Annotated in this window: 27 protein-coding genes and 2 riboswitches; of the genes, 3 read left to right on the top strand and 24 right to left on the bottom strand. The window is 43.2% G+C overall.

Annotation, left to right across the window (positions count from 1 at the left end; all coding sequences use genetic code 11):
- Positions 1-15: 15 nt before the first annotated feature.
- From H9L11_RS23275 to H9L11_RS23255, 5 genes are all read right to left on the bottom strand, one after another.
- Positions 16-489 carry a peroxiredoxin gene (locus tag H9L11_RS23275; protein ID WP_005373699.1) on the bottom strand — a complete coding sequence of 158 codons (474 nt, stop codon included), beginning with the start codon at positions 487-489 and terminating at the stop codon, positions 16-18.
- A gap of 125 nt (positions 490-614) precedes the next feature.
- Positions 615-1631 (bottom strand): adenosine deaminase, encoded by a 1017-nt coding sequence (locus H9L11_RS23270; RefSeq protein ID WP_017819853.1) that lies wholly within the window; start codon positions 1629-1631, stop codon positions 615-617.
- An 89-nt stretch (positions 1632-1720) separates the two neighbouring features.
- Positions 1721-1820, bottom strand: a riboswitch (purine riboswitch).
- Between the two features lie 237 nt (positions 1821-2057).
- Complete coding sequence (locus H9L11_RS23265) at positions 2058-2198, bottom strand: hypothetical protein (protein WP_017633782.1); 141 nt, start codon at positions 2196-2198, stop codon at positions 2058-2060.
- Positions 2199-2248: 50 nt separating this feature from the next.
- Positions 2249-2458 (bottom strand): hypothetical protein, encoded by a 210-nt coding sequence (locus H9L11_RS23260; RefSeq protein WP_064376213.1) that lies wholly within the window; start codon positions 2456-2458, stop codon positions 2249-2251.
- Positions 2459-2698: 240 nt separating this feature from the next.
- Positions 2699-2908 (bottom strand): cold-shock protein, encoded by a 210-nt coding sequence (locus tag H9L11_RS23255; protein WP_005373691.1) that lies wholly within the window; start codon positions 2906-2908, stop codon positions 2699-2701.
- 401 nt (positions 2909-3309) lie between these two features.
- Between H9L11_RS23255 and H9L11_RS23250 the strand changes: the two genes are divergently transcribed.
- Positions 3310-4158: a pirin family protein gene (locus H9L11_RS23250; protein ID WP_064376214.1), complete on the top strand. Its 849-nt coding sequence runs from the start codon at positions 3310-3312 to the stop codon at positions 4156-4158.
- A gap of 142 nt (positions 4159-4300) precedes the next feature.
- On the opposite strand, the gene H9L11_RS23245 is transcribed toward H9L11_RS23250, so the two are convergent.
- From H9L11_RS23245 to H9L11_RS23200, 10 genes are all read right to left on the bottom strand, one after another.
- Positions 4301-5149, bottom strand: coding sequence for a patatin family protein (locus tag H9L11_RS23245; protein WP_054577745.1), 849 nt, complete (start codon positions 5147-5149; stop codon positions 4301-4303).
- Positions 5150-5406: 257 nt separating this feature from the next.
- Positions 5407-5745, bottom strand: a complete 339-nt coding sequence (locus tag H9L11_RS23240; RefSeq protein WP_017635147.1) for a hypothetical protein — start codon at positions 5743-5745, stop codon at positions 5407-5409.
- A 690-nt stretch (positions 5746-6435) separates the two neighbouring features.
- Positions 6436-6867 carry a YccF domain-containing protein gene (locus H9L11_RS23235; RefSeq protein WP_005373685.1) on the bottom strand — a complete coding sequence of 144 codons (432 nt, stop codon included), beginning with the start codon at positions 6865-6867 and terminating at the stop codon, positions 6436-6438.
- Between the two features lie 218 nt (positions 6868-7085).
- Entirely contained in the window at positions 7086-8018 is a 933-nt protein-coding gene (locus H9L11_RS23230; RefSeq protein ID WP_042522689.1) for a Gfo/Idh/MocA family oxidoreductase, read from the bottom strand.
- A 123-nt stretch (positions 8019-8141) separates the two neighbouring features.
- A complete protein-coding gene (locus H9L11_RS23225; RefSeq protein ID WP_136976615.1) occupies positions 8142-9797 on the bottom strand; it encodes a phosphoethanolamine--lipid A transferase in 1656 nt (551 codons plus the stop codon).
- Between the two features lie 21 nt (positions 9798-9818).
- Entirely contained in the window at positions 9819-10175 is a 357-nt protein-coding gene (locus H9L11_RS23220; protein ID WP_017635149.1) for a diacylglycerol kinase, read from the bottom strand.
- A 127-nt stretch (positions 10176-10302) separates the two neighbouring features.
- Positions 10303-10695 carry a glycine zipper family protein gene (locus tag H9L11_RS23215; RefSeq protein ID WP_005373677.1) on the bottom strand — a complete coding sequence of 131 codons (393 nt, stop codon included), beginning with the start codon at positions 10693-10695 and terminating at the stop codon, positions 10303-10305.
- A 119-nt stretch (positions 10696-10814) separates the two neighbouring features.
- Positions 10815-12113 (bottom strand): ATP-binding protein, encoded by a 1299-nt coding sequence (locus H9L11_RS23210; protein WP_042522686.1) that lies wholly within the window; start codon positions 12111-12113, stop codon positions 10815-10817.
- On the bottom strand, positions 12113-12826 hold the full coding sequence (locus H9L11_RS23205) for a response regulator (protein WP_005373673.1): 714 nt from the start codon (positions 12824-12826) through the stop codon (positions 12113-12115). Before H9L11_RS23205 ends, H9L11_RS23210 begins: the two co-directional genes overlap by 1 nt.
- Before the next feature lie 213 nt (positions 12827-13039).
- Positions 13040-13336, bottom strand: a complete 297-nt coding sequence (locus H9L11_RS23200) for an isoamylase early set domain-containing protein (RefSeq protein ID WP_005373671.1) — start codon at positions 13334-13336, stop codon at positions 13040-13042.
- A gap of 278 nt (positions 13337-13614) precedes the next feature.
- Between H9L11_RS23200 and H9L11_RS23195 the strand changes: the two genes are divergently transcribed.
- Together H9L11_RS23195 and H9L11_RS23190 are read left to right on the top strand one after the other, a co-directional pair.
- Positions 13615-13995 carry a hypothetical protein gene (locus H9L11_RS23195; RefSeq protein WP_005373669.1) on the top strand — a complete coding sequence of 127 codons (381 nt, stop codon included), beginning with the start codon at positions 13615-13617 and terminating at the stop codon, positions 13993-13995.
- 83 nt (positions 13996-14078) lie between these two features.
- Positions 14079-14678: a thiol:disulfide interchange protein DsbA/DsbL gene (locus H9L11_RS23190; protein ID WP_005373667.1), complete on the top strand. Its 600-nt coding sequence runs from the start codon at positions 14079-14081 to the stop codon at positions 14676-14678.
- 70 nt (positions 14679-14748) lie between these two features.
- Here H9L11_RS23190 and H9L11_RS23185 read toward each other — a convergent pair whose 3' ends face one another.
- From H9L11_RS23185 to H9L11_RS23145, 9 genes are all read right to left on the bottom strand, one after another.
- Positions 14749-14994, bottom strand: coding sequence for a hypothetical protein (locus H9L11_RS23185; RefSeq protein ID WP_205391232.1), 246 nt, complete (start codon positions 14992-14994; stop codon positions 14749-14751).
- Positions 14995-15146: 152 nt separating this feature from the next.
- Positions 15147-15590, bottom strand: coding sequence for a DUF3429 domain-containing protein (locus H9L11_RS23180; protein WP_005396352.1), 444 nt, complete (start codon positions 15588-15590; stop codon positions 15147-15149).
- Between the two features lie 10 nt (positions 15591-15600).
- Positions 15601-16146, bottom strand: a complete 546-nt coding sequence (locus H9L11_RS23175; protein WP_005373657.1) for a glutathione peroxidase — start codon at positions 16144-16146, stop codon at positions 15601-15603.
- Between the two features lie 104 nt (positions 16147-16250).
- Positions 16251-16907 (bottom strand): 3,4-dihydroxy-2-butanone-4-phosphate synthase, encoded by a 657-nt coding sequence (gene ribB / locus H9L11_RS23170; protein ID WP_205391231.1) that lies wholly within the window; start codon positions 16905-16907, stop codon positions 16251-16253.
- Positions 16908-17020: 113 nt separating this feature from the next.
- Positions 17021-17161: riboswitch (FMN riboswitch) on the bottom strand.
- 104 nt (positions 17162-17265) lie between these two features.
- The gene (locus H9L11_RS23165; protein WP_005373653.1) at positions 17266-17883 is read right to left on the bottom strand and encodes a hypothetical protein; all 618 of its coding nucleotides are present in this window, start codon (positions 17881-17883) and stop codon (positions 17266-17268) included.
- A 117-nt stretch (positions 17884-18000) separates the two neighbouring features.
- The gene (locus H9L11_RS23160; protein WP_205391230.1) at positions 18001-19854 is read right to left on the bottom strand and encodes an MFS transporter; all 1854 of its coding nucleotides are present in this window, start codon (positions 19852-19854) and stop codon (positions 18001-18003) included.
- A gap of 146 nt (positions 19855-20000) precedes the next feature.
- Complete coding sequence (locus H9L11_RS23155; protein ID WP_205391229.1) at positions 20001-20759, bottom strand: helix-turn-helix transcriptional regulator; 759 nt, start codon at positions 20757-20759, stop codon at positions 20001-20003.
- Positions 20760-21398 carry an HD domain-containing protein gene (locus tag H9L11_RS23150; protein WP_017819864.1) on the bottom strand — a complete coding sequence of 213 codons (639 nt, stop codon included), beginning with the start codon at positions 21396-21398 and terminating at the stop codon, positions 20760-20762. It abuts the gene before it with no gap.
- A gap of 248 nt (positions 21399-21646) precedes the next feature.
- Positions 21647-22924, bottom strand: a complete 1278-nt coding sequence (locus tag H9L11_RS23145) for a cytosine deaminase (protein WP_205391228.1) — start codon at positions 22922-22924, stop codon at positions 21647-21649.
- Positions 22925-22932 lie beyond the last annotated feature (8 nt).

Here is a 22932-nt window from a genome sequence, read left to right as displayed (position 1 = left end):
TATTTAGGAGTAAGCTTAAAGCGCCGCTAAAATCGTTTCTGCTTTGCTTGCTTCAAACTCTTTTGGCTCTTCAACGTTAAGCTTAGTCACTGTGCCGTTTTCAATGATCATCGCGTAACGTTGTGAGCGAATACCACCAAAGCCGCCTGTATCCATTTCAAGACCTAATGCTTTAGTAAAGCTAGCGTCGCCATCACCCAACATCAGAATCTCAGAAGCGTTTTGAGCTTCGCCCCACGCTTGCATCACAAATGCATCGTTTACAGAAACGCAAGCAATTAAATCAACACCTTTTGCCTTTAGCTCATCAGCTAATACCACATAGCCTGGTAGATGAGCTTCTGAACAGGTAGGGGTGAATGCGCCAGGTACAGCAAAGAGTACGACTTTCTTGTTCGCAAACAGTTCTGTAACGTCGTGGTTAACCATACCATCGGCAGTCAACTCACTAAGAGTTGCAACTGGTAGAGCTTGGCCTTGTTGAATCATGATTCTATTCCTTTTTGTGTGCTAGTTTAGCTTTCTCAGTCTAGCGTTTATAAATGCGGTTAACCACAGAGTCTTTGTAGGGTTTTAATACCTACGCGTTTGACCTAAGGCGTGGCACTATGTCTTTATTGCAACGCTTCGTGCTGGTTTACGTATTGGCTAACAAGGTGACGATATTTCGCCTTTAACTCGTTATCGATAAAGCTGGCATCAATCGCGTTCATTGTAAATTGGGCAAGTTCACTCTTACTCATTGGATGTGCGTTGTTGACGGCCAGAAAGTTATCCGTCATGTAGCCACCAAAGTACACAGGATCGTCTGAGTTAATCGTTACGGCGACACCTTTTCGTAGCAAATCCACAATATTGTGATCTTTCATATCGTCGAATACACATAGCTTAAGATTCGATAACGGACACACTGTCAGTGGCATTTGGCTTTCGATTAAGGATTCAACTAATGCTTCATCATCAACACAGCGAACACCGTGATCCACGCGGCTCACGTAAAGCATTTCAATGGCATCGCTAATATTTTGTGCGGGGCCTTCTTCTCCTGCGTGAGCAACGGTAAGTAAGCCTTCTTCTACTGCTTGTTTAAATACGCGCTTGAATTTAGCTGGCGGATGACCTTGTTCTGAAGAGTCTAGTCCAACACCAATGATCTTATCACGGTGTTTCAGAATAGCCTGTAGGGTCTCTATGGCGCTCTCTTCTGAAAGGTGACGGAGAAAACACGCAATAATTTGCGAGGTAATGCCAAGTTTTTCGTGACCATCTTTTAGCGCACGAGCGATTCCATTGATAACAGTGTCAAAGTCTATGCCGCGTTCTGTGTGTGTTTGAGGGTCAAAAAAGATTTCGGTATGAATAACGTTGTCTTCTTTACAGTGCAGTAAGTATTCCCAAGTGAGATCGTAAAAATCTTGCTCAGTACGCAGAACTCCCGCTCCTTGGTAATAGAGGTCGAGAAATGATTGTAAGTCTGTGAACTGATATGCGCTGCGTAGTTCACTCGGAGAAGAGTAAGGGATCTCGATGCCGTTTCGTTTTGCTAATTTGAATAAGAGTTCCGGCTCAAGTGAACCTTCGATATGTAAGTGCAGCTCTACTTTTGGAAGACCTTGAATAAATGCGTTCATATTCCACCTTATGTGTATTGTGGATGCAGTTACTCTAAGAATAGGTATAGATAGAAATAAATCGAACGCTATCACAAAGAGTAAGACCCACGATGATCTCAACTCTTCGTAATCAGCACTTTGCGGGAACTGGTAGAGACCCCCAAACCATATCATTGGGGTTATACGAAGCAAACGAGAGGGATTATACGCAAAAATATCGCTTTGGCTATACGCAAATAACCTAGCTGTCATTAGTCACGGGGTTTCCTGTGAGCGAAACGACTATTTGCAAGTCACTTGAGTATAGAGGAGCCAGTTGTTTTTGCGTGTGTGAGAGGCACGTGTAATTAGAAGAGTAGTCTAAAAGAGTGGAGGTTCGTTTGAGCAAAGGTAGGTGGCGGTACCTTGCACAACGATAAAAGCAGAGAAAGCACTAGAGAGCATTTATAGATCGAATAACTTATCAAATTCTCTTTGTTCCATAATGTCTTCTATGCGGCGTCGAGTTTTCTGCTTTACCGCCGCCGCGTTTTGTTCAGACTCTTTTTTGTCTTTTTCTGACTGCTTCTTACTTTTTCTAGCCATTGGATACCTTCCAAATTAGTTGCATTATCCATTAATGCATGAAAACTGAATCAGTTAACAATAAAACTTCCTAACTTTGAACCTGAATCACAGAGAATAGTTCCAGATTGCGTTTTCTCACAATATTCAAAATCGATCATGAAGCTATGAGAAAGAAGTTTCGGTAATACGTGCCTTCGTAAAATATCACCATTTAATTGATGTATTTTAGCGTTCCAAGAGGTTTGAGGTTGTTCTAAATTAAATTCAATTTCTAACATTTATTCTCCTGTTTTTTATTGATTTTATCTTTGTTAAGTAATTGATACCAATGCCTTTGACGGCCAGTTCTTTTTGAGGACATGATTTTTCCTATAAATAATAAATTAAGCAGTACTATTCAGTTTATTTTAGATAGCACAAAGCAATGCCTAAAATTAGGCTGAGTGATTGATGAAAGAATATTTTTGAAGGAGAGAGGTTTGGTGCAGCATGGGCATGCTACACCAAGAAAAGCAGTCTTATAGAGGAGTTACTTCAGTCGCTTGAGGACCTTTTTTACCTTGCTCTACATTGAAGCTTACTTTCTGACCTTCAGTCAGTGTTTTGAAACCGTCAGAAACGATAGCGTTAAAGTGTACGAATACATCTTGGCCGCCGTTGTCTTGAGATAGAAAACCGAAGCCTTTAGTTTCGTTAAACCATTTTACTGAACCAGTTACTTTAGACATAAAAATACCTTTGAATTAAACATTAAAATTATGATTTGTTTTGTGGATCTTTTCTAAGCTATTGAATGTTCAATCAAGAGGAAGTTGTACGCAGGTGTCTGAATTGGGGATTCAAGATTTTACTGAGAGGAAACTTAAACTAAATGTTGCATTAACAGCTCTCTTCTAAGAGCCAAGGCACACTATACACCTTGTTTAGAAAATAGCTACATTTATTTTAGATAAATTAAATGTGCTCATTATTAACTCGATAAATTGTATTGCTCGAAAAAGTTGAATAAGTAGAACGAATAGTATGGCTCATAATTTTAGCTCATCAACCTAAAATAGAACCTTATCGATAGCCATAGATTGAACATGCGATTTGCAAGCGGTCACATAGATAAACTAGGAGAACTAGTATGAGTACATTCAGAGACATTCGTCAGCTTATTCCTGCGCAAGCTACTGCTGATGGTGATGGAGTGAAAATTCGCCGAGTAGCGGGTTTCAATCATGCTAGCTTTTCTCCATTTTTGATGATGGATGAACTCAAATCAGAAGACCGTGCTGACTATATCGGCGGTTTCCCTCCGCATCCGCACCGCGGTATCGAGACGCTTACTTATATGTTGAAAGGTCATTTCCAGCATCGTGATCATATGGATAATGTTGGCGAGCTTCGTTCCGGTGGTGCACAGTGGATGGCAGCAGGAAGAGGCGTCATCCATAGCGAAATGCCTATTATGAAGGAAGGCGAACTGCATGGTTTCCAAATTTGGATTAACCAGCCTGCGAAAAATAAGATGCAGCCAGCTCAATATCATGACTTTCAACCTGAAACGATCACTGAGTTTGATACTCCGAATACGGGGGTTGTACGTTTGATTGCGGGTCATATGACTATAAACAACGAACGAATTCAGGGGCCGCTAACAGAGACAGGTGTTGCTGCCACGGTAGCCGATTGGAGAGCGATGGGTGGTCAAGCTTTGAATTTGAACACGGAGCAAGATAACAACATGATGCTCTATGTCTATAAAGGTCGTATTCAATTAAGAGGTCGTGAGATCAATCAAGGCGAAATGGCCATTTTATCGAAAGGTGAATGGGTTGAATTGCAGGCCGAAAAAGAGAGTGGTGCACTGATCTTTATTGGTGAGCCAATTAATGAACCTGTGGTGCATTATGGCCCTTTTGTCATGAATAGCATGGGAGAGATAGAACAAGCCATCCAAGACTACAACTCTGGGTTGTTTGAAACTTACTAGTTTTGACAGCCTACTCGCTTTTTCAGTTAGCGAGCAAATTAAAACAGTTTTGAGCCTGAATATTGGGCTCGACCAGAAGCAAATACGATAATCCACTGCCATCGAATTTGCGTTAGCCACGTTTAATCCACGTGGCTTTTTTCTACTTCTGACTCCAGCGTATGATGGCTTCCTTTCCTGCTTCAATTCCTAACTCATAAGCATGACGCAGTGGTGCTGGCGATCGACTCAGCCGTTTCAACTTGAATGTTTCAGGAGGACACACTTGAATGATTTCGATACCAGGTGGAGGGTTGTTGATCAGCGCTAAGGTCTGATTGTAGCGAACTTCACGTGTCAACATCGGTTCAATTAATCCGGGCGTTTCTTTCAACATCCTCTTAGTTAGGGCGCTGAATCTTCCTCTTGGCTTTTGATAGCTTGCGGGCTGACTGCGTAAAACCATAATCTTTTTGGCTCCTCGCTTTATTGCTTCTGCAACAGGAAGTGCGTCTGAGACGCCACCATCAACGTATTGAATTCCGTTCAGTGATACGCCATTTCGGTAAAGTACAGGCAGTGCGCTGCTGGCTTTCATTGTTTCTGCCAAGTCGTCGACATCAGGAAGGTGGTACTCCGCTTGCCCATTGTCTTGACGCGTCACGCCTAAAAAGAAAGGTCGTGAATCAGCTTTGAGCGCAGATTTATCGATGCCAAGTTCTTCGAGGGTGACATTCCACATCCAGTCTAAGTTCATCATATCACCACCACGTAGAAGTTGAGATGGAGAGATAAATTCTTTTCTTAAGCTGTAATCGAGGTAGATTTTTAAGTTACGTCCGGGCATTTTAGCTAAGTAGGCAGCCAAGTTGCTAGCACCCGCAGACACTCCCCAAAAGCTATCAAATGGAGAGAACTCGCTAGCAAGAAAATGATCGAGTATGCCGCATGAAAATACGCCTCGCATGGCTCCACCTTCGACAATCAATGCTCGAGAGCCTACTTTTTCCATCACTTCGCTCCACTCTTTATCAATCGGATAATAGCGTGCAGCTTAACGCATAATGGTTTTATACCCAAGTGGGCCAAAGGTCTAGGTTGCGTTCCTTTGAATAAAAAGGGCATCAACGGATGCCCTTGTCACTTTTAGCCTATGGAATTGCGGGTAATTGAGTCGCTAATTTAGTGAAGGAGACCGAGCGAATTAGCCCCCTTACATAGAGCCATACCTGTAGTCCCATACTGATCGTTGTTGGAATAGTTTGATGATCACTTGTTAAATAGGCATACAAACACTATCCAGAGCGTTGTAAGCAAAAGTAATGGGGTGAATACTTTCTGGATAGAAGCGCCATCAGTTAAATTGTAAATTTTGATGGATTCATTATAGAACGCTCGTTTGAATTCTTTGAAGCTAATGTCGCTCTTCGCATGCGACTGTTCATAGTGCTGGTGCGCAGCGTCCGATAGCTGGTATTCCAAGTCTTGGAGCTCGTACTCCTTGTTAAAAAACGCATCCCAAGCCGAAAGGCGGGCTATCGTTTTAGGAGATGGATCCCCATTTAGTTTCTCTAGACGCTTAGCATAAGCTGCTTGATATTTATCCACGGTATATTCCTGTCTGAATAGACGTTGAGTTAGAACATATGTAAAAAGAAAAATAAGTAATAAAAGGTTTTTTACGTTCTATACCTGTGATAAATGCTAAAAAGTTCAATGCTCTAGCACTCCGATGTCGCAAATGATATTGATGGAATTGCTCTGCGACAAATAAAATAATTACTCTAGATAACAACGAATTTTTGTTGTTTTTTAAAAAAACTGATCATGAGATTGAGTGGGGAGTTTTACCGAGAAGAATTTCGCTACTGTAACTCTCTATATTTACTCAAAAAGAGAAAATCTTAGAAGCTTTCTTTGATTGATGTGAGATATTTTAGGTCGAAAAGCATTAATTTTGGCTATGATTATAGTTCGTCTTTTTGTTGTTGAACTCTACTTCGAGGGGGAAAAAATCCATATTTCGAGCATAGGATAGCTCGCTTTTTCGTTACGTCGTTCTTGGAGTTTGAGTCAGTGACGACGCTATGAGTCTAGCATCTTGAACTCGATTGGGCGTATTAATTAATTATAAAAGTAAAGCAGTGCTGAGCTAGGATAAACTTCAACGTAAAGGTGACGGTATGAATATACAATCAGCCATTATTGAATATGCGATAGCGATTATAGGCTTACTGTTGACGGGCGTTACCCTCTGAGCATGACTGCCCAGAGGATAGAAAGCGCATTAGCTTTTTGCTAACGATTGATGTTGTATCGAGCCATTGCAGCTTCTTCTGACGATACAACCGTTTTACCAATTGGTGCGAGTGAAATAACCGCTAGCTTGAGGTGTTGGAGCGCAAACGGAATGCCGATTATGGTGACAAAGCATGCTGCGGCAGAAAGTACGTGACCGATAGCTAACCAAAGGCCTGCAAATACAAACCAAAGGACGTTACCAATAACGCCGAGCGGACTCGTGCCAATGTCCATTTCATTGGTCAATTCATCGCGTGAGATGGCCTCTTTACCGAATGGGAAAAAGGAAAAATTACCCATAACGATACACGCACGCCCCCAAGGTATTCCGATGATGCTAATAAAGGCCAAAATACCAAAAAACCACCATAGCAACCCCATAAATACGCCACCAAATACAAACCAAATGATGTTACCAAGTGTTCTCATTCTATTTCCTTTATTCTTGAATGTGATGATACAGATACCTGAGAGCACCGTAAAACAAATCTAAACCGTCTGTTTTGTCGATGTGTGCTTTTGTGCCCTCATTCACCTGATTGATAGAATAATCGCCGTAGTCTTAACAGAGAATGAATGCCTTCCTTAAGGCAAGTCTTTTTAGTATAGAGCGTAATACTCAATCAAGCATATAGCCAAGAATCGCATTATCTAGAGACAACTTTCTCGAGATATTGACAAATTTGCTCTGCCAATCGATGGCTGGCAATGTTGCGTGTTACTACTTCATCAGCAATATTTCCAGACTCAACGACGCCAAACCAATCGAGCAACATCGAATGGAAACCTTTACTCGTCAGCATTGGCGTCCAGTCTTTCAAATTGATTTTTTGCTCTTGGTTAGCTTGCCATAGTTTGCCTTCAACGAAGGAGTCGAACTCAACTGCCTTGTTTGCATAACAAGCTTGAACGCGCTCTGTAGTGATACCGAAGTGGCGATTCATCGAGGCGTGGAGCAAAGTATCTCCATGTTGCCACTGAATATCTAAACGCGCCAACTGACCACCTTCAAGTTGATGAGTTACATAAGCATCTTTTAGATCGGCTTTGGCTGTGACGTTAACGCTGTCTAATGGGTGAATAAAATCATCAAATATAAAGGTACGAACATCCCCCGGTAGTTGGTGACGGTTCTTTTCCCAGCGTAGCGACTTTAAGTCATATATGTTGCCTTGCTGCACTTGTGGCATATGTTGGTTGTAAAGTGGAATGTGACGACGGTTAAAGCCCACATAGAGTGGCTGTCTCTCTTTTTCGGCAATGTCGTACAGCTTTTCCACGTCATCAGCACTGTTCGCTAATGGTTTGTCGACAAAGGTTGGAATTCCATGCTGCAGAAAAAATGCCGCTATTTGAGGGTGTACGCTTGTTGCCGCATGAATCATGACGGCATCGACGCCAAAGTGTAGAAGTTGCTGGTAGTCTTGGCAGATCTCTGAGATTCGATACTGCTTAGCCAGGCTCTCAAGTGTGTTTGGGTTGCGGGTACAAAATACAAGTTCGATATTTGGAAGCTGAGTGATAACAGGAAGGTATGCTTTCTGAGCGATATCCCCTAGACCAATAATACCAATTTTCATCCTAGTCCTTATCTCGATGTATGGGTCGCGGACTGTCAGTATAACGCTTGGCGCGGCGATGAGTTTAAATACCTTGTTAGAAAAAGCCTGATTCACACTTTGAGCCAGGCTTTATTGAATGATTTAGGAAACGGCTCGGCAGGCTTTGAATATATCTAACTTGCTATCGTAGGCTTGAGTTTGTACATCCATAATGCCTAATAAAGAGTGGAACACGTTATCATGTGAGTATTGGCCTGCATTCTGTGCTTGTTTATACAAACAGTCGGTATTGATCTGCTTCGCTTGTTTAAAGCCCGAAGACAGCCACATAATCAAAGGAACGCGTTTTTGGAAATCTGGTGCAAGGCCATAAGGCATACCATGTAAGAACAATCCGTTTTCGCCTAGTGACTCACCGTGATCCGATATATAAATTAGCGCGGTATTATACTCAGACTCTAACGCTTTAAGTTTTTTGATGGTTTCTGCCAATACATGATCGGTGTAGCGTATTGTATTGTCATATGTGTTCACTATTTGTTCGATGCTACAGTTTTCGATATCTGCACGTGGACAGTCTGGTTTAAAGAAGGCGTTGTCTCTTGGGTAACGCTGAAAGTAGGTCGGACCGTGGCTTCCTATAAGGTGCATGGCGACCACTCGGTTACCGTGCATATCCGCGACTTCCTGATCAAAATGATCTAATAGCGCCATGTCGTAACAAGTTTGGCCATTACACATAGGGCTTACTTGCTTTCGATCCACTTCGATTTTCTTGATCTTGTGGGCTACTTCTTTATCCCCACCGTCATTTTCTTTCCAAATGAGGTCAACCCCGGCGCGCTGCATTATATCGAGAGCATTGTCCTGGTTATCCGCTTTGGTGCGTTCAAACTCGTTTCGCGTGAGCTGTGAAAACATACAAGGCACAGATACAGCAGTCGCGGTGCCACAAGATGCGACGTCTTGAAATGAGATAACATCCAATTTACTAGTATAAGGGTTTGTCTCTCGTGTATAGCCATTGAGTTGGTAGTTCTGCGTTCGAGCGGTTTCTCCTACGACAAAAACCAGTAGTGTTGGTTTGTGCTGTGCTTGCTGTACGGCGCTATCTGACTGCTTTGCATCTGTGCCGATTTCTCGATATGGCTGTGGCGTGGTGAAATATTTCTCCTTCACATACCCGGTCGCGCTGTAAACGAACTGGGTGGGTATGATGATTTTTTTTAGGTGGCTATTGTTGCGCCCTACAGATGCGTAGTCTTGATAGTACACGCTGGCAATGACGGCGATGACAGCTAGCGACGACAGCATCGATACTAATTTGGTAACAGAGAAGTACAGTAATTGGTGACGTTGAGATTGCAGCTTGACCTTAAAGACAATTATCGCTGGGATAACTCCCATAATCAGCGTCCAAATTACAGAGTGAGCACTCAGGTAAGAACTCGCCTCGCTCGAATCGGTTTCAACAATATTGGCAATCATTCCAGAATCGAAAAGTGTGCCATAGTTATAGCTTGCGTAGCTCACCATACTTGAAACAATGATTAAAATTATAAAGAACGGCTTGCCGATCCAAGGCCAACTAAATAAATTAAAAAGGAAATTGAGCGCGGCAAGAAAGAAAATTGGTATTGTGATAATAAATCCAATCTTGACATTATCTAAGTGTGTAAAGATGCCGATCAGTTCTTTATAAATAGGGATATTTACGACGAGAGCGAAATACAGCGCCAACAGGAAAGTAAAGGTAACGTAAGAGATACCTCTCTGTTGTAAATCATGTGTCTTCATAATGAGTGTCTTGAATAAAAATTAGAGCAAGAACGAAGCCCAAATAAAAAGGGCAAGAGTTAACGCAACAAATACTGCTGCTGAACCAATATCTTTGGCTCTACCACTGAGCTCGTGCCAGTCATCGCTAACACGGTCGACAACCGCTTCTACGGCGGAATTAATGAGTTCGACGATCAATACCAAGAACAGGCTACTGATCATCAGCACTCTTTCGTATGTGGTGACAGGAAGGAAAAAAGCACAGACGGAAAGCACCAAGGCGAGAATCAATTCTTGTCTAAAAGCGGCTTCGTGTGTCCATGCGGCTTTCAATCCTTGAAATGAATAGCCGGTCGCATCCATGACACGGCGTATACCTGTTTTACCTGGCTTCAAAATATGACCTTACTATTTAAGCATTGGGATGGAACACATATCCCAGAGAGGTAACGAGATTAATCGTTACAGCGTGAAACATTTGTGAATAGAATCCATCGCGCGATAATTTAAGAAAAGTGCTTATTTAATCAAGATCGTAGACGGTATAGCCTTTGTTCTGGAGACATTTACGCAATACGAGAGATTGGGTTTTGGTTGAATCATTTGTTCCACTCAAAGCACCAGCTCCAGCTCCTACAGCACCGCCGGCAGCAGCACCGACAGCCGCTCCACCTAATCCGTCTTCTAGCGCACCAGCAGCTGCGCCGATCAATGCGCCTGTAACTGCCCCATTAGTGGCTTCAGATTTCGCTGCCTCTGATTTGTCGACATTTTCTGCATAGCCTTGGCAGTAAAGAAAGTCTTGTTCATATGTACTAGGGTCAACATTGGTCATGTCGACGACAGGTTTTTGGTTGTAGGCGCAAGCTGTAAGCGTAGAAGTAAGCGCCATAATCAGGATAAAAGATTTATACATGAGTACTATCCATTTAGTGTGTGAATCTTATGGATTAAATGTACACTGTTTTATTGTTGGGCTCTGTCGCTTGAGTGTATTGAAGTGTCGTCTTCTGTAAACGGGGTAGGAAGGTTAAGTTAACTGTCTGATTTTTTGAGGCTAAGTGTGAAGCAAGCTCCTCCAAGTGGGCTATGGCAAATCGAAACTTCTCCACGTTGAAGCTCCATTATCTGTCTGACAATCGCCAAACCGAGCCCAAACCCGCTCGTCTTTTTGTTGCGAGATTCATCCGCGCTGTAAAATGGTTCGAATAGATGAGGCCAATGCTTTTCTTCAATACCTATGCCATCATCATGAACATTGATGAAGCAGCGGTGCTGATCGTGTTTTATCTCCACTAAAATCTGCTTATCTGCGTACCGCATTGCATTGCGCAGCAAGTTATCTAAGGCTCGCTTTAACAATTTTGGGTCAGCAAACGCGAGAACGTTTTCTGAGTTTACTTCTTGAAGCGAGATAGCGAGCGTAGTCTCTTTTTGCCATCTCTGTCGTAATTCTTTGACTAAGTTGAATAGGACGACTTCTTCTTGAGTTTGTAATGCTGTGTCAGGACGCTCCATCTTTGCGTAGTAAAGCAATTCTTCAACCATTTCTTCCATCTCGTCAATGTCTTCGACGATACTGTAAACATACTTTTTCTGTTGTTCAGTTAAGGTTGAATCCGATAACAAATCTGCTTGCCATTGTAAGCGGAAGATTGGGGTACGCAATTCATGTGCAACGGCGTTAGTTAGCATTTTATTGCTAGTGATCAAGCGAGATACTTTATCGGCCATCGTGTTAAAGCTTTTGTTTAACGTCCCAACAGACTTAGCGCTTGAGGTACTAGCTCGAGCCTTGAAGTTACCTGAGGCAAACTCAACGGTCACTCTCTCTAGCTCTCGAATCCGACGGCTTAAGAACCAGATCAACAATATGCAATACAGAGCAAATCCAGCTAAAAAGAACAACCAAACGATATTGTCATCAAAGTTGGCAGCTTTAACCACAGGGCTATTCGGATTATCGCTCATTTTAAAGATAGGCGTGCTCGCATCTAGGCGGAACCAGATATCCCTTTCTTCATCGTAAGCGACGTTAACGGAGGTATCATTTTCAAACGCCTTTTTGATGTCTGTTGGAAGCTCTTCAAGCGTATGAGGCACCAACAAACGATGGCTTGATGTGGCAAATTGTTCCAACTGTTGTTGAGTATATTCTAATCCGTGTTCTTTATAGATAGGGTAGATCAGATCGTGAAAAGCTTGACCCTCATGCTCTTGTAACAGGTAGTCATAATCTGTGTTGATCTCATAAACTAAGAACTCGTATCCCCACAAGCTAGCCATAAACAGAATGATAAGGCCAACAAAGCTTTCCAGATAAATCCGTCTCATTATTCATTCCATGCATCAGGCATAAATAGGTAGCCTTTGCCGCGAACGGTAATGATTTTTTGTGGTGAGCAAGAAGCATCGCCTAGCTTCTTTCTCAGTGTCACTATGCGATTATCAATGGTGCGGTCTGTTCCATCGTATTCAATACCACGCAGTGTTTTGGTCAGCCACTCGCGTGATAGTGTTTTTTCAGCATGCGTTGCAAGAACCCACAACAAATCGAACTCGCCGTCTGTCAGCGCAATTTCTTCTTGGTTCATTACGCACGATTTACGCAATCGGTTTAAACACAGAACACCAATTTGTAGGCCGTTTTCGGACTCGGTAGGCGCCGCCTCTTTTCTTCTTAATAGCATGCGAATACGAGCCAGCAATACGCGAGGTTTGATGGGTTTAGTAACAAAGTCATCTGCGCCTATTTCTAATGCGGCGACATGATCGAAGTCATCATCACTTGCTGTCAGCATCAACACTTTGCCTTTGTAGCATTCTCGGATTTGACGACATACACTCAGACCATCTTGCCCGGGTAGCATCAAATCTAACAGCACCACGTCTGGTTGTGTGTCAATAATCGCATTGGGTGCGTCCGTCCCATTGTCGATACATTTGACCTGAAAACCTTGTTCAACAAAATACTCTCCCAACATAGTTTGTAATTTGGGATCGTCTTCCACAATGATTAGAGATGGTTTGATTTGTTGTGCGTTCATTTAAGTGATGTATACAATATTTAATATCAATGGAACTTAAACAAATTTACGAATTATTTCAAATAAAGCTTTCTCAGAATAAGGTTATCGGATGAGTTAACTGGATAAAATTGCCAATTAATGATTTAAATCTAATCACCAATCACATTTCGAGAGATGTAAAAAGGCGCAACGTTTGCGCCTAGGTATGGAATCTTAAAGCGAAATTACCGCTTATTCGGTGGTACATACGACGCTGTTGTCGCTGCCAAATGCATTTGGAACGTAAGCATCAGCTTGTGGGTCATTTTCCCACTTCGCGTCATCGAGCAAGTAACGGAACTGAACATTCTGCGCTTTAGGTAAGCGGGTTTTAAATTTAAACTGACGACTTTTCTTCACTAATTTCATCGGTTCTGGTTGCCAGTTGTTGAAGTCTCCAGCAATTTGGACCGAGTCCCACTGATCTTTATCTAGCTCGAACGTGACTTCGACTTCATCTTTTGTCTTAAAGAATCTCTTTTTAAGCATTGATCTTTCCTTGTTCGTACAAAAACTGTTCTAACTATTACTCGTGTTTCATAATGATTTCAAGTTTTATCGAATTGTTGCTGGTATCTGATGAGGGGAGTATCCGAACGGTGAATAGTTCGTTGTGCTGGTTTCGTGTACTGAGGGATCGTTAGAGAGAAAATTCACTAGCCTAAAATGGTCAAAGAACAGAGTTTGTTAGCGAGCCGAGAGTCCGTATCTTGAAGTCAAACCGTTATCATGTATTATCTTAAATCACCATTTTCCTTGATGTAGCTATGTTGAAGTTTAACCGTACATTGTTGACTGCGATAGTTTGCTTAGTTGCTATGCTTTTGAGTAGTGTCGCTCCTGTGGCGCAGGCTTCCGCTCCGATGAAAACAATTGAAGTACGCGATCTTATTGTTCAACAGGCTGCTCTGCACAAACAACTTGGCGTCAATGACGACTGCGTAGAATCACATCACGATGAGTCAGCCATCAATAAGGCACAACAATCTCACACGAGTTGTAGCTCTTCCTGCATGGTCAAAATTCCCGCCAACTTATCTCAAAACGACTTACTGCTTCTTCCTTATAGCCTTGCCTTGATTGATAGGCCTCTAGTCGAAAAAGTAGTGACAGTGATCACCAAGCTTTATCGTCCTCCGATTGTTTAATTCCTCATCTCAAATTACTTGGGGTTTACCCTTTTTTACCAAATGAAATGATTTGGCATTTGAATGCCACAAGGAAATAAACAATGAAAAAACTACTTGCCTTATGTAGTGCACTTTTACTGACTTTTACCGCTCATGCAGCGCAATTTGAAGAAGGGAAGCACTACAAAGTTCTGGATGTTAAGAAAGCATCGAAACCTGTTGTGACGGAATTCTTTTCTTTTTATTGCCCACATTGCTACAAGTTTGAGTCGCTTATTGAGCGTTTAAAACCTGCTCTGCCAAAAGAGGCAAAGTTTGAAAAGGTGCATGTGGGGTTCATGGGCGGAGATATGGCGATTCCGATGGCCAAGTCCTACGCGACGATGGTGTCGCTCGGTGTTGAAGATACAATGATTCCTGCCATGTTTGCCCAAATTCATCAAAAGCGACAAGCGCCAAAAGACGAAGCTGAGCTGAAACAACTCTTCGTTGATAATGGCGTAGAAGGTAAGAAGTTTGATGCGGCGTACAACAGTTTCGCCGTAAACTCAATGCAGAAAGGTTTTGATAAGCAATTCTCTGCCAGCACGTTAAGAGGGGTTCCGGGTGTGGTTGTGAACAATAAATACATTGTTTTGGCCAACGAAATTCGTACTTACGACGAGTACAATCAATTAGTTAATTACTTATTGACGCTGTAACTATAAATAGCATCGATACTTAAAAATGGCGACAGTAGAGTCGCCATTTTTTATGCTTATCACACTCGTATTATCTAAGAACGCTTGTACATGCTTGAGTCGGAACACTAGTCATAAATATGGCATGCGGATAAAACAAGCTAGCAGCAGTGATTGCAACATTACATGGCTGAGCAATCGTAGTTTTAATCACATTGGTAAGCACAGCACCTGTATTATTTACTGTTTGAGCGGCGGCTTGCTGTGCCTGGTAAGACACGCAACCTGTCGTTGCATTGATCACCGCAGTGCTAAACAAAAGTTTGCGAAAAAACATATTCATATCCTTTGTGAATGCTTTGAATTACTTATATGTGGATTGATTCATAAATGAAACAAAACAGTGTTCAAAATATGTGTGCATTCACGAAATGAACATTGTTTTATAAAAAGACGTTTTTTTGTGATCTTAGTACTGGACAGACCAGGTTATGAAACTAAAGCCAATCCGTGCATTACGATTACGCCGAAGGTCAGTTTGCTCCTCATTCCTTGATATCCCTTGGGCTCGGCGTCTTGTTCGACTTTCCTCACGAGCTTTTCTGCATACCAAACAGCAAGGTACCCAATTGCTAAGAGTAGGGTTGCGACTGCGTAATGTTTGTGGCCCTGCAGTAATGCGCCCCAAGCCAGTAAGACAAAAAGGTTGCTGAGAATTAATATATTTCGGCTAAGGCGATGGTAGTAATGCTCAATGCCATTACCCCAAAGGATGCCGGATAAAAAACTTAATATAACGGCGCTATATGCGATGAAAAATTGCTGACCACTTAAATTGAAGAGTGAGATGTCAGTGAAAATCAGCCCTAAACTAAACACAAATGGAACCAGGCCTAAGTAACCGAGTTGTAGCATGGTTGAGCGTGTTGTCATGGTCGTCACCTTATAATTGTTGCTCTATCATATTGGTAAGCGTAGTACTTGTCGGTGATGTGGAGCTTGGAAAAGTAGCAATAACTTTACCTTCAGAGCTAATTAGAAACTTGTAGAAGTTCCATTTTGGTTTTATGCCTGCTTGGTTAGTAATCTGGTTGAAGACTGGGTTCGCATCTACACCTAATACTGAAGAGCGAGCCATCATTGGAAAGGTTACCCCGTAATCGAGATAACAGACTTTCGCAGTGTTCGTTTCGCTTCCTCTATCTTGTCGAAAGTCATTGCTCGGGAAACCGATAACGGTGAAGTTTTGGTCTTTGTAAGTTTGATAGAGGGTTTCTAACTGTTCGAACTGAGGAGTGAAGCCGCACTGGCTTGCTGTATTGACGATTAGTAGTGTCTTTCCCTTAAAGCTTTCGCATAGATCGACTTCTTCCGTTGAGTTTAACAACCTTTGCTTACCTTGAAGAATATCAGGGCACTCAGATGCAAGAGCAAGCGAATTCATGGAGAGAAAGCTAACGAGAGCGGCGAAGTTCAGTAATCCTTTCATGGTGTTGTTCCCCTTGTTTTCAATAAGTATAACTACTTAAGTGCAAAGAGGATCGATCAAAAAAGCCGCACAAATGCGCGGCTTTTTCAAGAGCTGAGATCTGACTATGCCAGTTTCAACTCGAACTGGTTCAGGTACATTACCATATCTTCAATCGTCAGTACCGGCATGTTGTGCAGGCGACCGAATGCTACGATCTCCGGTGCCTTTGCCATCGTGCCATCTGGATTGGTCACTTCACACAGTACGCCAGCGGGTTGAAGCCCTGCCATTTGCATCAGATCAATCGTACCTTCTGTGTGACCACGGCGAGTCATTACACCACCTGGACGTGCGCGCAGAGGGAATACGTGACCCGGGCGAGCAAGATCTTCCGGTTTTGCGTGCGGGTTTGCCGCCGTTTTAATGGTCGTTACGCGGTCTGCTGCTGAAACACCCGTTGTTACACCAACTTTCGCTTCAATAGAAACCGTAAATGCGGTTTGGTTTGCGCTGTTGTTGTTTACCACCATTGGAGGCAGTTCCAGTTTGTCTGCTTGAGCATCTGTTAAGCACAAACAAACGATGCCGCTACATTCGCGGATCATCAATGCCATTTGCTCGTTAGTGAGGTGCTCGACTGAATAAATGATATCGCCTTCGTTTTCGCGATCTTCATCATCAAGAAGCAGTACGCCACGGCCTTCTTTTAAAGCGATAAGTGCGTTTCCAACGCGAGTAATTGGGTCGCCGAATTCGGCAAGTAGTGATGACTGATTCATGGTTAACTCCTAAATTTCACCAGAATCAGGGCGGTATGAGAGATCGCCGTAAAATACGATCAAAAAGAAGTGCACCAGCATTCTTAGCGATCTGACTCGCTATGCTGGTGTATTCTTATTCTCTTTCATCCGGACTATAACCGTCGGCTCTGGCATCTCACCAGATCTGCTGACCTCGACGAATCGAGCGCTCGCGGGCTCACTTGAAAAAGTATACCGCCGGTGGGGAATTTCGCCCCGCCCTGAGAACAATTAAAAATGTACCACTTCATCCAAGTTGTGAAGAAGTGGAGCTAGGATAGTACTGCGAACTGAATAGCTTGGAAAGTCGATTCCATCTGTATGATGGAAAAGTGTGCTATCGACGGAAATAATCTGTGCGAATAAAGTGATCAATCTGCTGCGGCACGAAGGTGTTGTAAATCAGGCTCGTATGCGTTTGCTTCACTTCGATATGATCTTGCATACCGTCCAGTCTTGTCTCTTCTACGGTAACGGTACCGTCCGACATGGTGTTGTCATTACGGATCAACAATGGGCGAGCGCCAATCGGCATCGTTCCTGCGATACTGCCGAGTTTTTGAGGGAAATCCCAGGCGTCATCATGTTTGTTTAATCCGTGGTGTGGCGAATTGCCTAAAATTGCACCCAATCCGAGATCTTGAATTCGACCTACAATGGACGCGCCTTTAAGAGGCGAACCGATAGCGACAACATGAGAGATTAAGTTAGTACTCGGTTTTCTGTTGGCGAGATAGCGCTTAATCATCAAGCCTCCCAAGCTGTGTCCCACGAGCACGTTTGTGGTCAGTGGATTAAGCGAATGATCAATAGAATCAAACAGTGAAGACTCATCGATAGCAACAGTGTTATAGCTGAGTACTTGCGTTTCGTATCCGAGTTTTCTCAGCTTTTGGCTAAGAGGCTGCATGACCAGCCCATGCATATAAAGACCATGTAAGATGATGATTTTCATAATACCTCCTAGATTTATGACGTCGTAGATATCCTACTCTAATTAACAAAGAACTACTTGTGCTTTGTGGTGCATATTTACGTTTTGCTGCAAAGTTTGACTGCTGTAGCAAGCGACTCAGCCCAGTAAATCCTGTACTTGTTGTTGCAATTGATGACGATTTAAAGACGCAGGACTTAACACTTCACCGATAACAACATCCACTTTTGACCAAAAACGAGTCGGTCGTTTTGTGAGAGCATGTCCGCCTTTGTGGCTGAAAAAAGAACCCCAAAGCCCTTTTAACGCCATAGGGATGACAGGAACAGGGTTACGTTCAAGGATTTTCTCTACACCAGGGCGAAACTCACCCAATTGACCGTTAGACGTTAAGCGACCCTCAGGGAAGATACAGACAACCTCACCGTCGTTAAGTGCTTGTTCAATCTGTTCAAATGCTCGTCGGCAAGTGTCGGCACACTTACGTGGAGAACAGATCGGGATAACACCGGCATGACGGAATACATATTTAAGAACAGGTAGCTCGCTGATGGATTTGTCCATCACAAAACGAACCGGGCGAGTAGAGGTTCCCATCAAAATCAATGCATCGACATAGCTAACATGGTTAGCCACGATTAACGCAGCACCTTGTTCAGGAATATGTTGGCGCCCCTTTACGGACACACGATACATACAATGGCTGAGTAAATAACTGATAAAGCGTTGTGTGAATTCCGGTACTTGACGATAGACATAGATTGCCACGAAGAAGTTACCTATTGCCATCATGACAAACAGTTCCACAATAGAAAGCTCTAGTACGCTGAGTACAACGATCGAAACCAAAGCAGACACCACCATAAACAACGCATTCATGATGTTGTTAGCAGCAATGGCACGTGCACACTCCCCTTTGTTTGAACGCGATTGGATGAACGCATAAAGAGGAACAATAAAGACACCGCCGCTTACACCAACAAGGAACAGGTCAATCATGACGCGTAGATGTTTTGATTCAGCAACGAAGTTTTGCACATCATAAAAGTGCACCGGAAGTGATAGATAACTTGGGACTGCCCATAGCAAGTCGACGCCAAAGACTGTCAGACCAAGGATACCGAATGGCAAAATACCAAGCTCAACGTGGTTGAAAGAAAGTTTTTCACACAACCAAGAGCCAGTAGCGATACCAATGGAAAACAATGCCAACAGTAAAGAAACGACAGTGCTATCTGCGAACAAATGTTCGCGTGCGAAGTTAGGGAATTGAGTCAGGTAAGTCGCACCCATGAACCAAAACCAACTGATGGCTAGAATAGACATCCAAATGCCTCTCTGTTTTTTTGCCACTTTTAACGTGTTCTTTAAACCAGAAATCGGTTCAAACTTCGTTTTGTCAGTCGATTGGCTAGGCATCGTTGGAATATTCACACTGCTCATAAACCCAAGCAAAGACAAGGCAATCACGACACAAGAAGCAATCAAGGTACCATTAGGAATGGCTAACAGCAGGCCTGCACTAAGCGTACCTATAAGAATCGAAAGGAACGTGCCCATTTCAACCCAAGCATTTCCTTTAACAAGCTCATTTGGTTTGAGCGCTTGTGGTAGCAAGGCGTATTTTACGGGACCAAAATAGGCCGACTGAGTGCCTGTCATAAACAGCAGAACCAGCATCAGCATAGCACTTTGGGTCGCAATAGCGGTTGCTGCGCAAGACATGATAGCCAGTTCGATGAGCTTTAGACGTCGGATTAAATTGGCTTTGTCCATGCTGTCAGCGACGGCACCAGCATGCGCAGAGAATAAAAAGAAAGGTAGGATGAATAAGCCTGCCGCCAAATTAACAAATAGATTAACGGATATTGGTAAGTTATCAATTTGGCTGTATGTCACCATCAATAACAGAACGTTTTTGTAGATGTTGTCATTGAGTGCGCCAAGACACTGCGTCACAAAGTAAGGAAAAAAGCGTTTTGAGAAAAACATGCTGGCTCCGATTAAACAAAGTCGAATGAGATGGGAGCACTTTATGCTCAATGAACGATTAAACCAGCTTTCTCTTTCAAGTGACGTTGTAAGCCACCAAAAGTAACGAAATTCGTTACTTTTATTTCCATTTGTTTATTGAGTTACTAATTGCGAGACTTATTGGTGAGTTTTCTTTCCCATGGTTCAAACAAAGGGAACGTCCAGCGACGCATCGCAATAATCAGAGAGGTGCCGTGTTTTTCGTCCATATCGAGAGAGCTATCACTTTGGCAAGCCTGATAAAACTCATCGATGACCTTTTGCAGTTTCTGTTGTAGCTTCTTGTTGCTTGGTACACTCATCAGTCCTGTTGCCATGGAGAACTTTTCATCTTCACCAGAAAAGTAGCTTTGGAAAAAGGCGTCTTGAACTTGCTGTTGGAAGAACCGTTGAATAGGGCCGCCCATCTGCCACTTAAATGTCGGAGATATACGCAAACGAATTTTGTTATTTGGCTGCAAGTCGATGATGTTCAGCCGATCCAAATGAGCAAGCTTTTGCACCAGTTCCAACTCATTGAAGGTATATTGCTGAACGATTTGTTCAAACTGATAGCCATTTACAACACAGATCGCCACGAGCAGCAGGGCTTTATCGTCAACCAGCTGCTTTTCTTGCTCTAACGTTAGCGACTCTAGACCTTTATTGTGCGCAGCCGCGAGCTTAAATAGTTCCGCCATTTCTAAACCAATCAATTGGCAAATTCGTTCTAAGCGCTCAAGGCTAATGTGCTGACCTTCAGCGAGTAAACGTTTGACGCTTCCTTCACTTAAATCAAGGTGTTGTGCAACATCGGCATAATGCAGCCCAGTTAACTTTAGTTGGCGTTTAAGCTCTTTAATTAACGTATAGCTTTCTGACATTTACGCTGTTACCTCGTCGTGTAACTGCTCTAGGTACGTTTGCATAAAGGTTTTGCGTTTTTGCGCTTCGCGTCTCGCTGACTCCGTGTTCATGGTTTCAGCGATTTTGAATAACTTGGTCTGAAAGTGATCCAGAGTGAATTGTTTATCGTTAAGTTCACGTTCTTCGGCAAATATATCGCTGTCGTTGTAAAGTTGCGCGTTAAATTGAGTGCTGACTTGAATGCATCGCGTCACGCCAATTGCGCCTAAAGCGTCCAGACGGTCGGCATCTTGGACGATTTTGGCTTCCAACGTATTTGGCCTGATGTTTGCGCTAAAGCTGTGTGCCTCTATCGCATGAGCAATGGCATCATGATATTGCTGCGGATAATCGATACTCTCTAAAAATGCGACCGCTTTTTTGGCTGCGATGATTGAGCTCTCTTTGCGATTTGGGTGATCTTTCGGGTAAGTAAAGCAATCATGCAAATAGGCAGCCGGTAATACAATCGCGATGTCTGCATTTTCTTCTTTGCAGAGCTGTTTCGCTGTTTTGACCACGCGTTTTACGTGTTTAAGATCATGAGCTGCATCTACTTGCATCTCTTGCTGCATAAATTCCAAAAATTGCGGTTCTATCTGGCTTAATGACGTCATGGTTCATATCTACAACTAAAATGAAGTCAGAAGTATGCCCAACGCTTAGAATAATTTCCAAGTGCGATGGTGTAATTGAGATTCAACCACCAGAACCTTGTGCAACGTTTGGTACTGAGCCGTTTTATATGGCCTTTCAATGTGTTCAGTGGTTTATGAGACAAGAATAGACAGAGCGAGCAGTGATGTTTACCAGTAGAAAAAAGGCCTGACGATGTCGTCAGGCCTTTTTCGTTTCGCCGATCTTTTTAGCGTTTGAACGTTACTTGCTCTGCTTGTTCAAGATGAATATGAGTTGTCGCAGGCTGTGTTTCTGCAATCACTTTACCGTGACGGACAGAGTAACGAACCGGCACTTGGCGACGTACTGCGTCAAAACCATTTTCTGCGGGAAGAATCAGTAAACTACCAGGTTTGCCTTCTTCAATGCCGTGCTTATCTTGAATGTTCAGTGTACGTGCTGAATTGGTGCTGATCAGATCCAGTGAGTTGTTGATTTGGTCGTAACCCATCACCTGGCACACGTGCAGACCCATATGCAGCACTTGCAGCATGTTTGCAGTGCCTAGTGGGTACCATGGGTCAAATACATCATCGTGTCCAAAGCAGACGTTGATGTTGGCATTCAGCATCTCTTTCACTCGTGTTACGCCGCGACGTTTTGGGTAATCATCAAAACGGCCTTGTAGGTGAATGTTCACCAATGGATTTGCCACGAAGTTGATACCGGACATGCGTAATAAACGGAACAGGCGAGATGCGTATGCACCGTTGTAGGAACCCATCGCTGTGGTGTGACTGGCCGTGACTTTATTCCCCATATTAAACTTGTGCGCTAATGCTGCCAGTGTTTCAACGAAGCGAGATTGTTCGTCATCGATTTCATCACAATGCACGTCGATCAGGCGGTCGTATTTTTGCGCTAACTCGAATACGTAGTGCAGCGATTCAATGCCATATTCGCGTGTGAATTCAAAGTGTGGAATCGCGCCAATCACGTCCGCACCTAATTTGACGGCTTCTTCTAGCAGCTCTTTGCCATTTGGGTAAGAGAGAATTCCTTCCTGCGGGAAGGCGACGATTTGGATATCTACCCATTCTTTCATCTCTTCACGCACTTCTACCATCGCTTTTAGGGCAATTAGGGTAGGGTCTGAAACATCGACGTGGGTACGAACGTGTTGTACGCCGTTTGCTATCTGCCATTTTAAGGTTTGTTTTGCGCGCGCTTTCACGTCTTCAATCGACAGCATTTCTTTGCGCTCAGCCCAACGTTCAATACCCTCAAACAATGTGCCAGAGATGTTCCAGCTTGGCTCACCTGCGGTTTGAGTTGTATCTAAGTGAATGTGTGGCTCGCAGAAAGGCGCAACCGCCATACCGCCTTCAGCATCGATGAGGTCACCGTTATGACTAAGCTCCACATCGTTGCTTTCAATGCGCTTGAATTGACCATCTTCAATCAAAATTTGCTGCAGACCTTCTTGTCCTTTTAGCGTTACGTTTTTGATCAGTAGTGTTGTCATGATGGTTC

The sequence above is a fragment of the Vibrio sp. sp1 genome, from assembly GCF_016920955.1.
Classification (GTDB): Bacteria; Pseudomonadota; Gammaproteobacteria; order Enterobacterales; family Vibrionaceae; genus Vibrio; species Vibrio alginolyticus.
The sequence above is the reverse complement of the archived record's forward strand: the minus strand, read 5'-3'. Positions and strand labels throughout refer to the sequence as shown.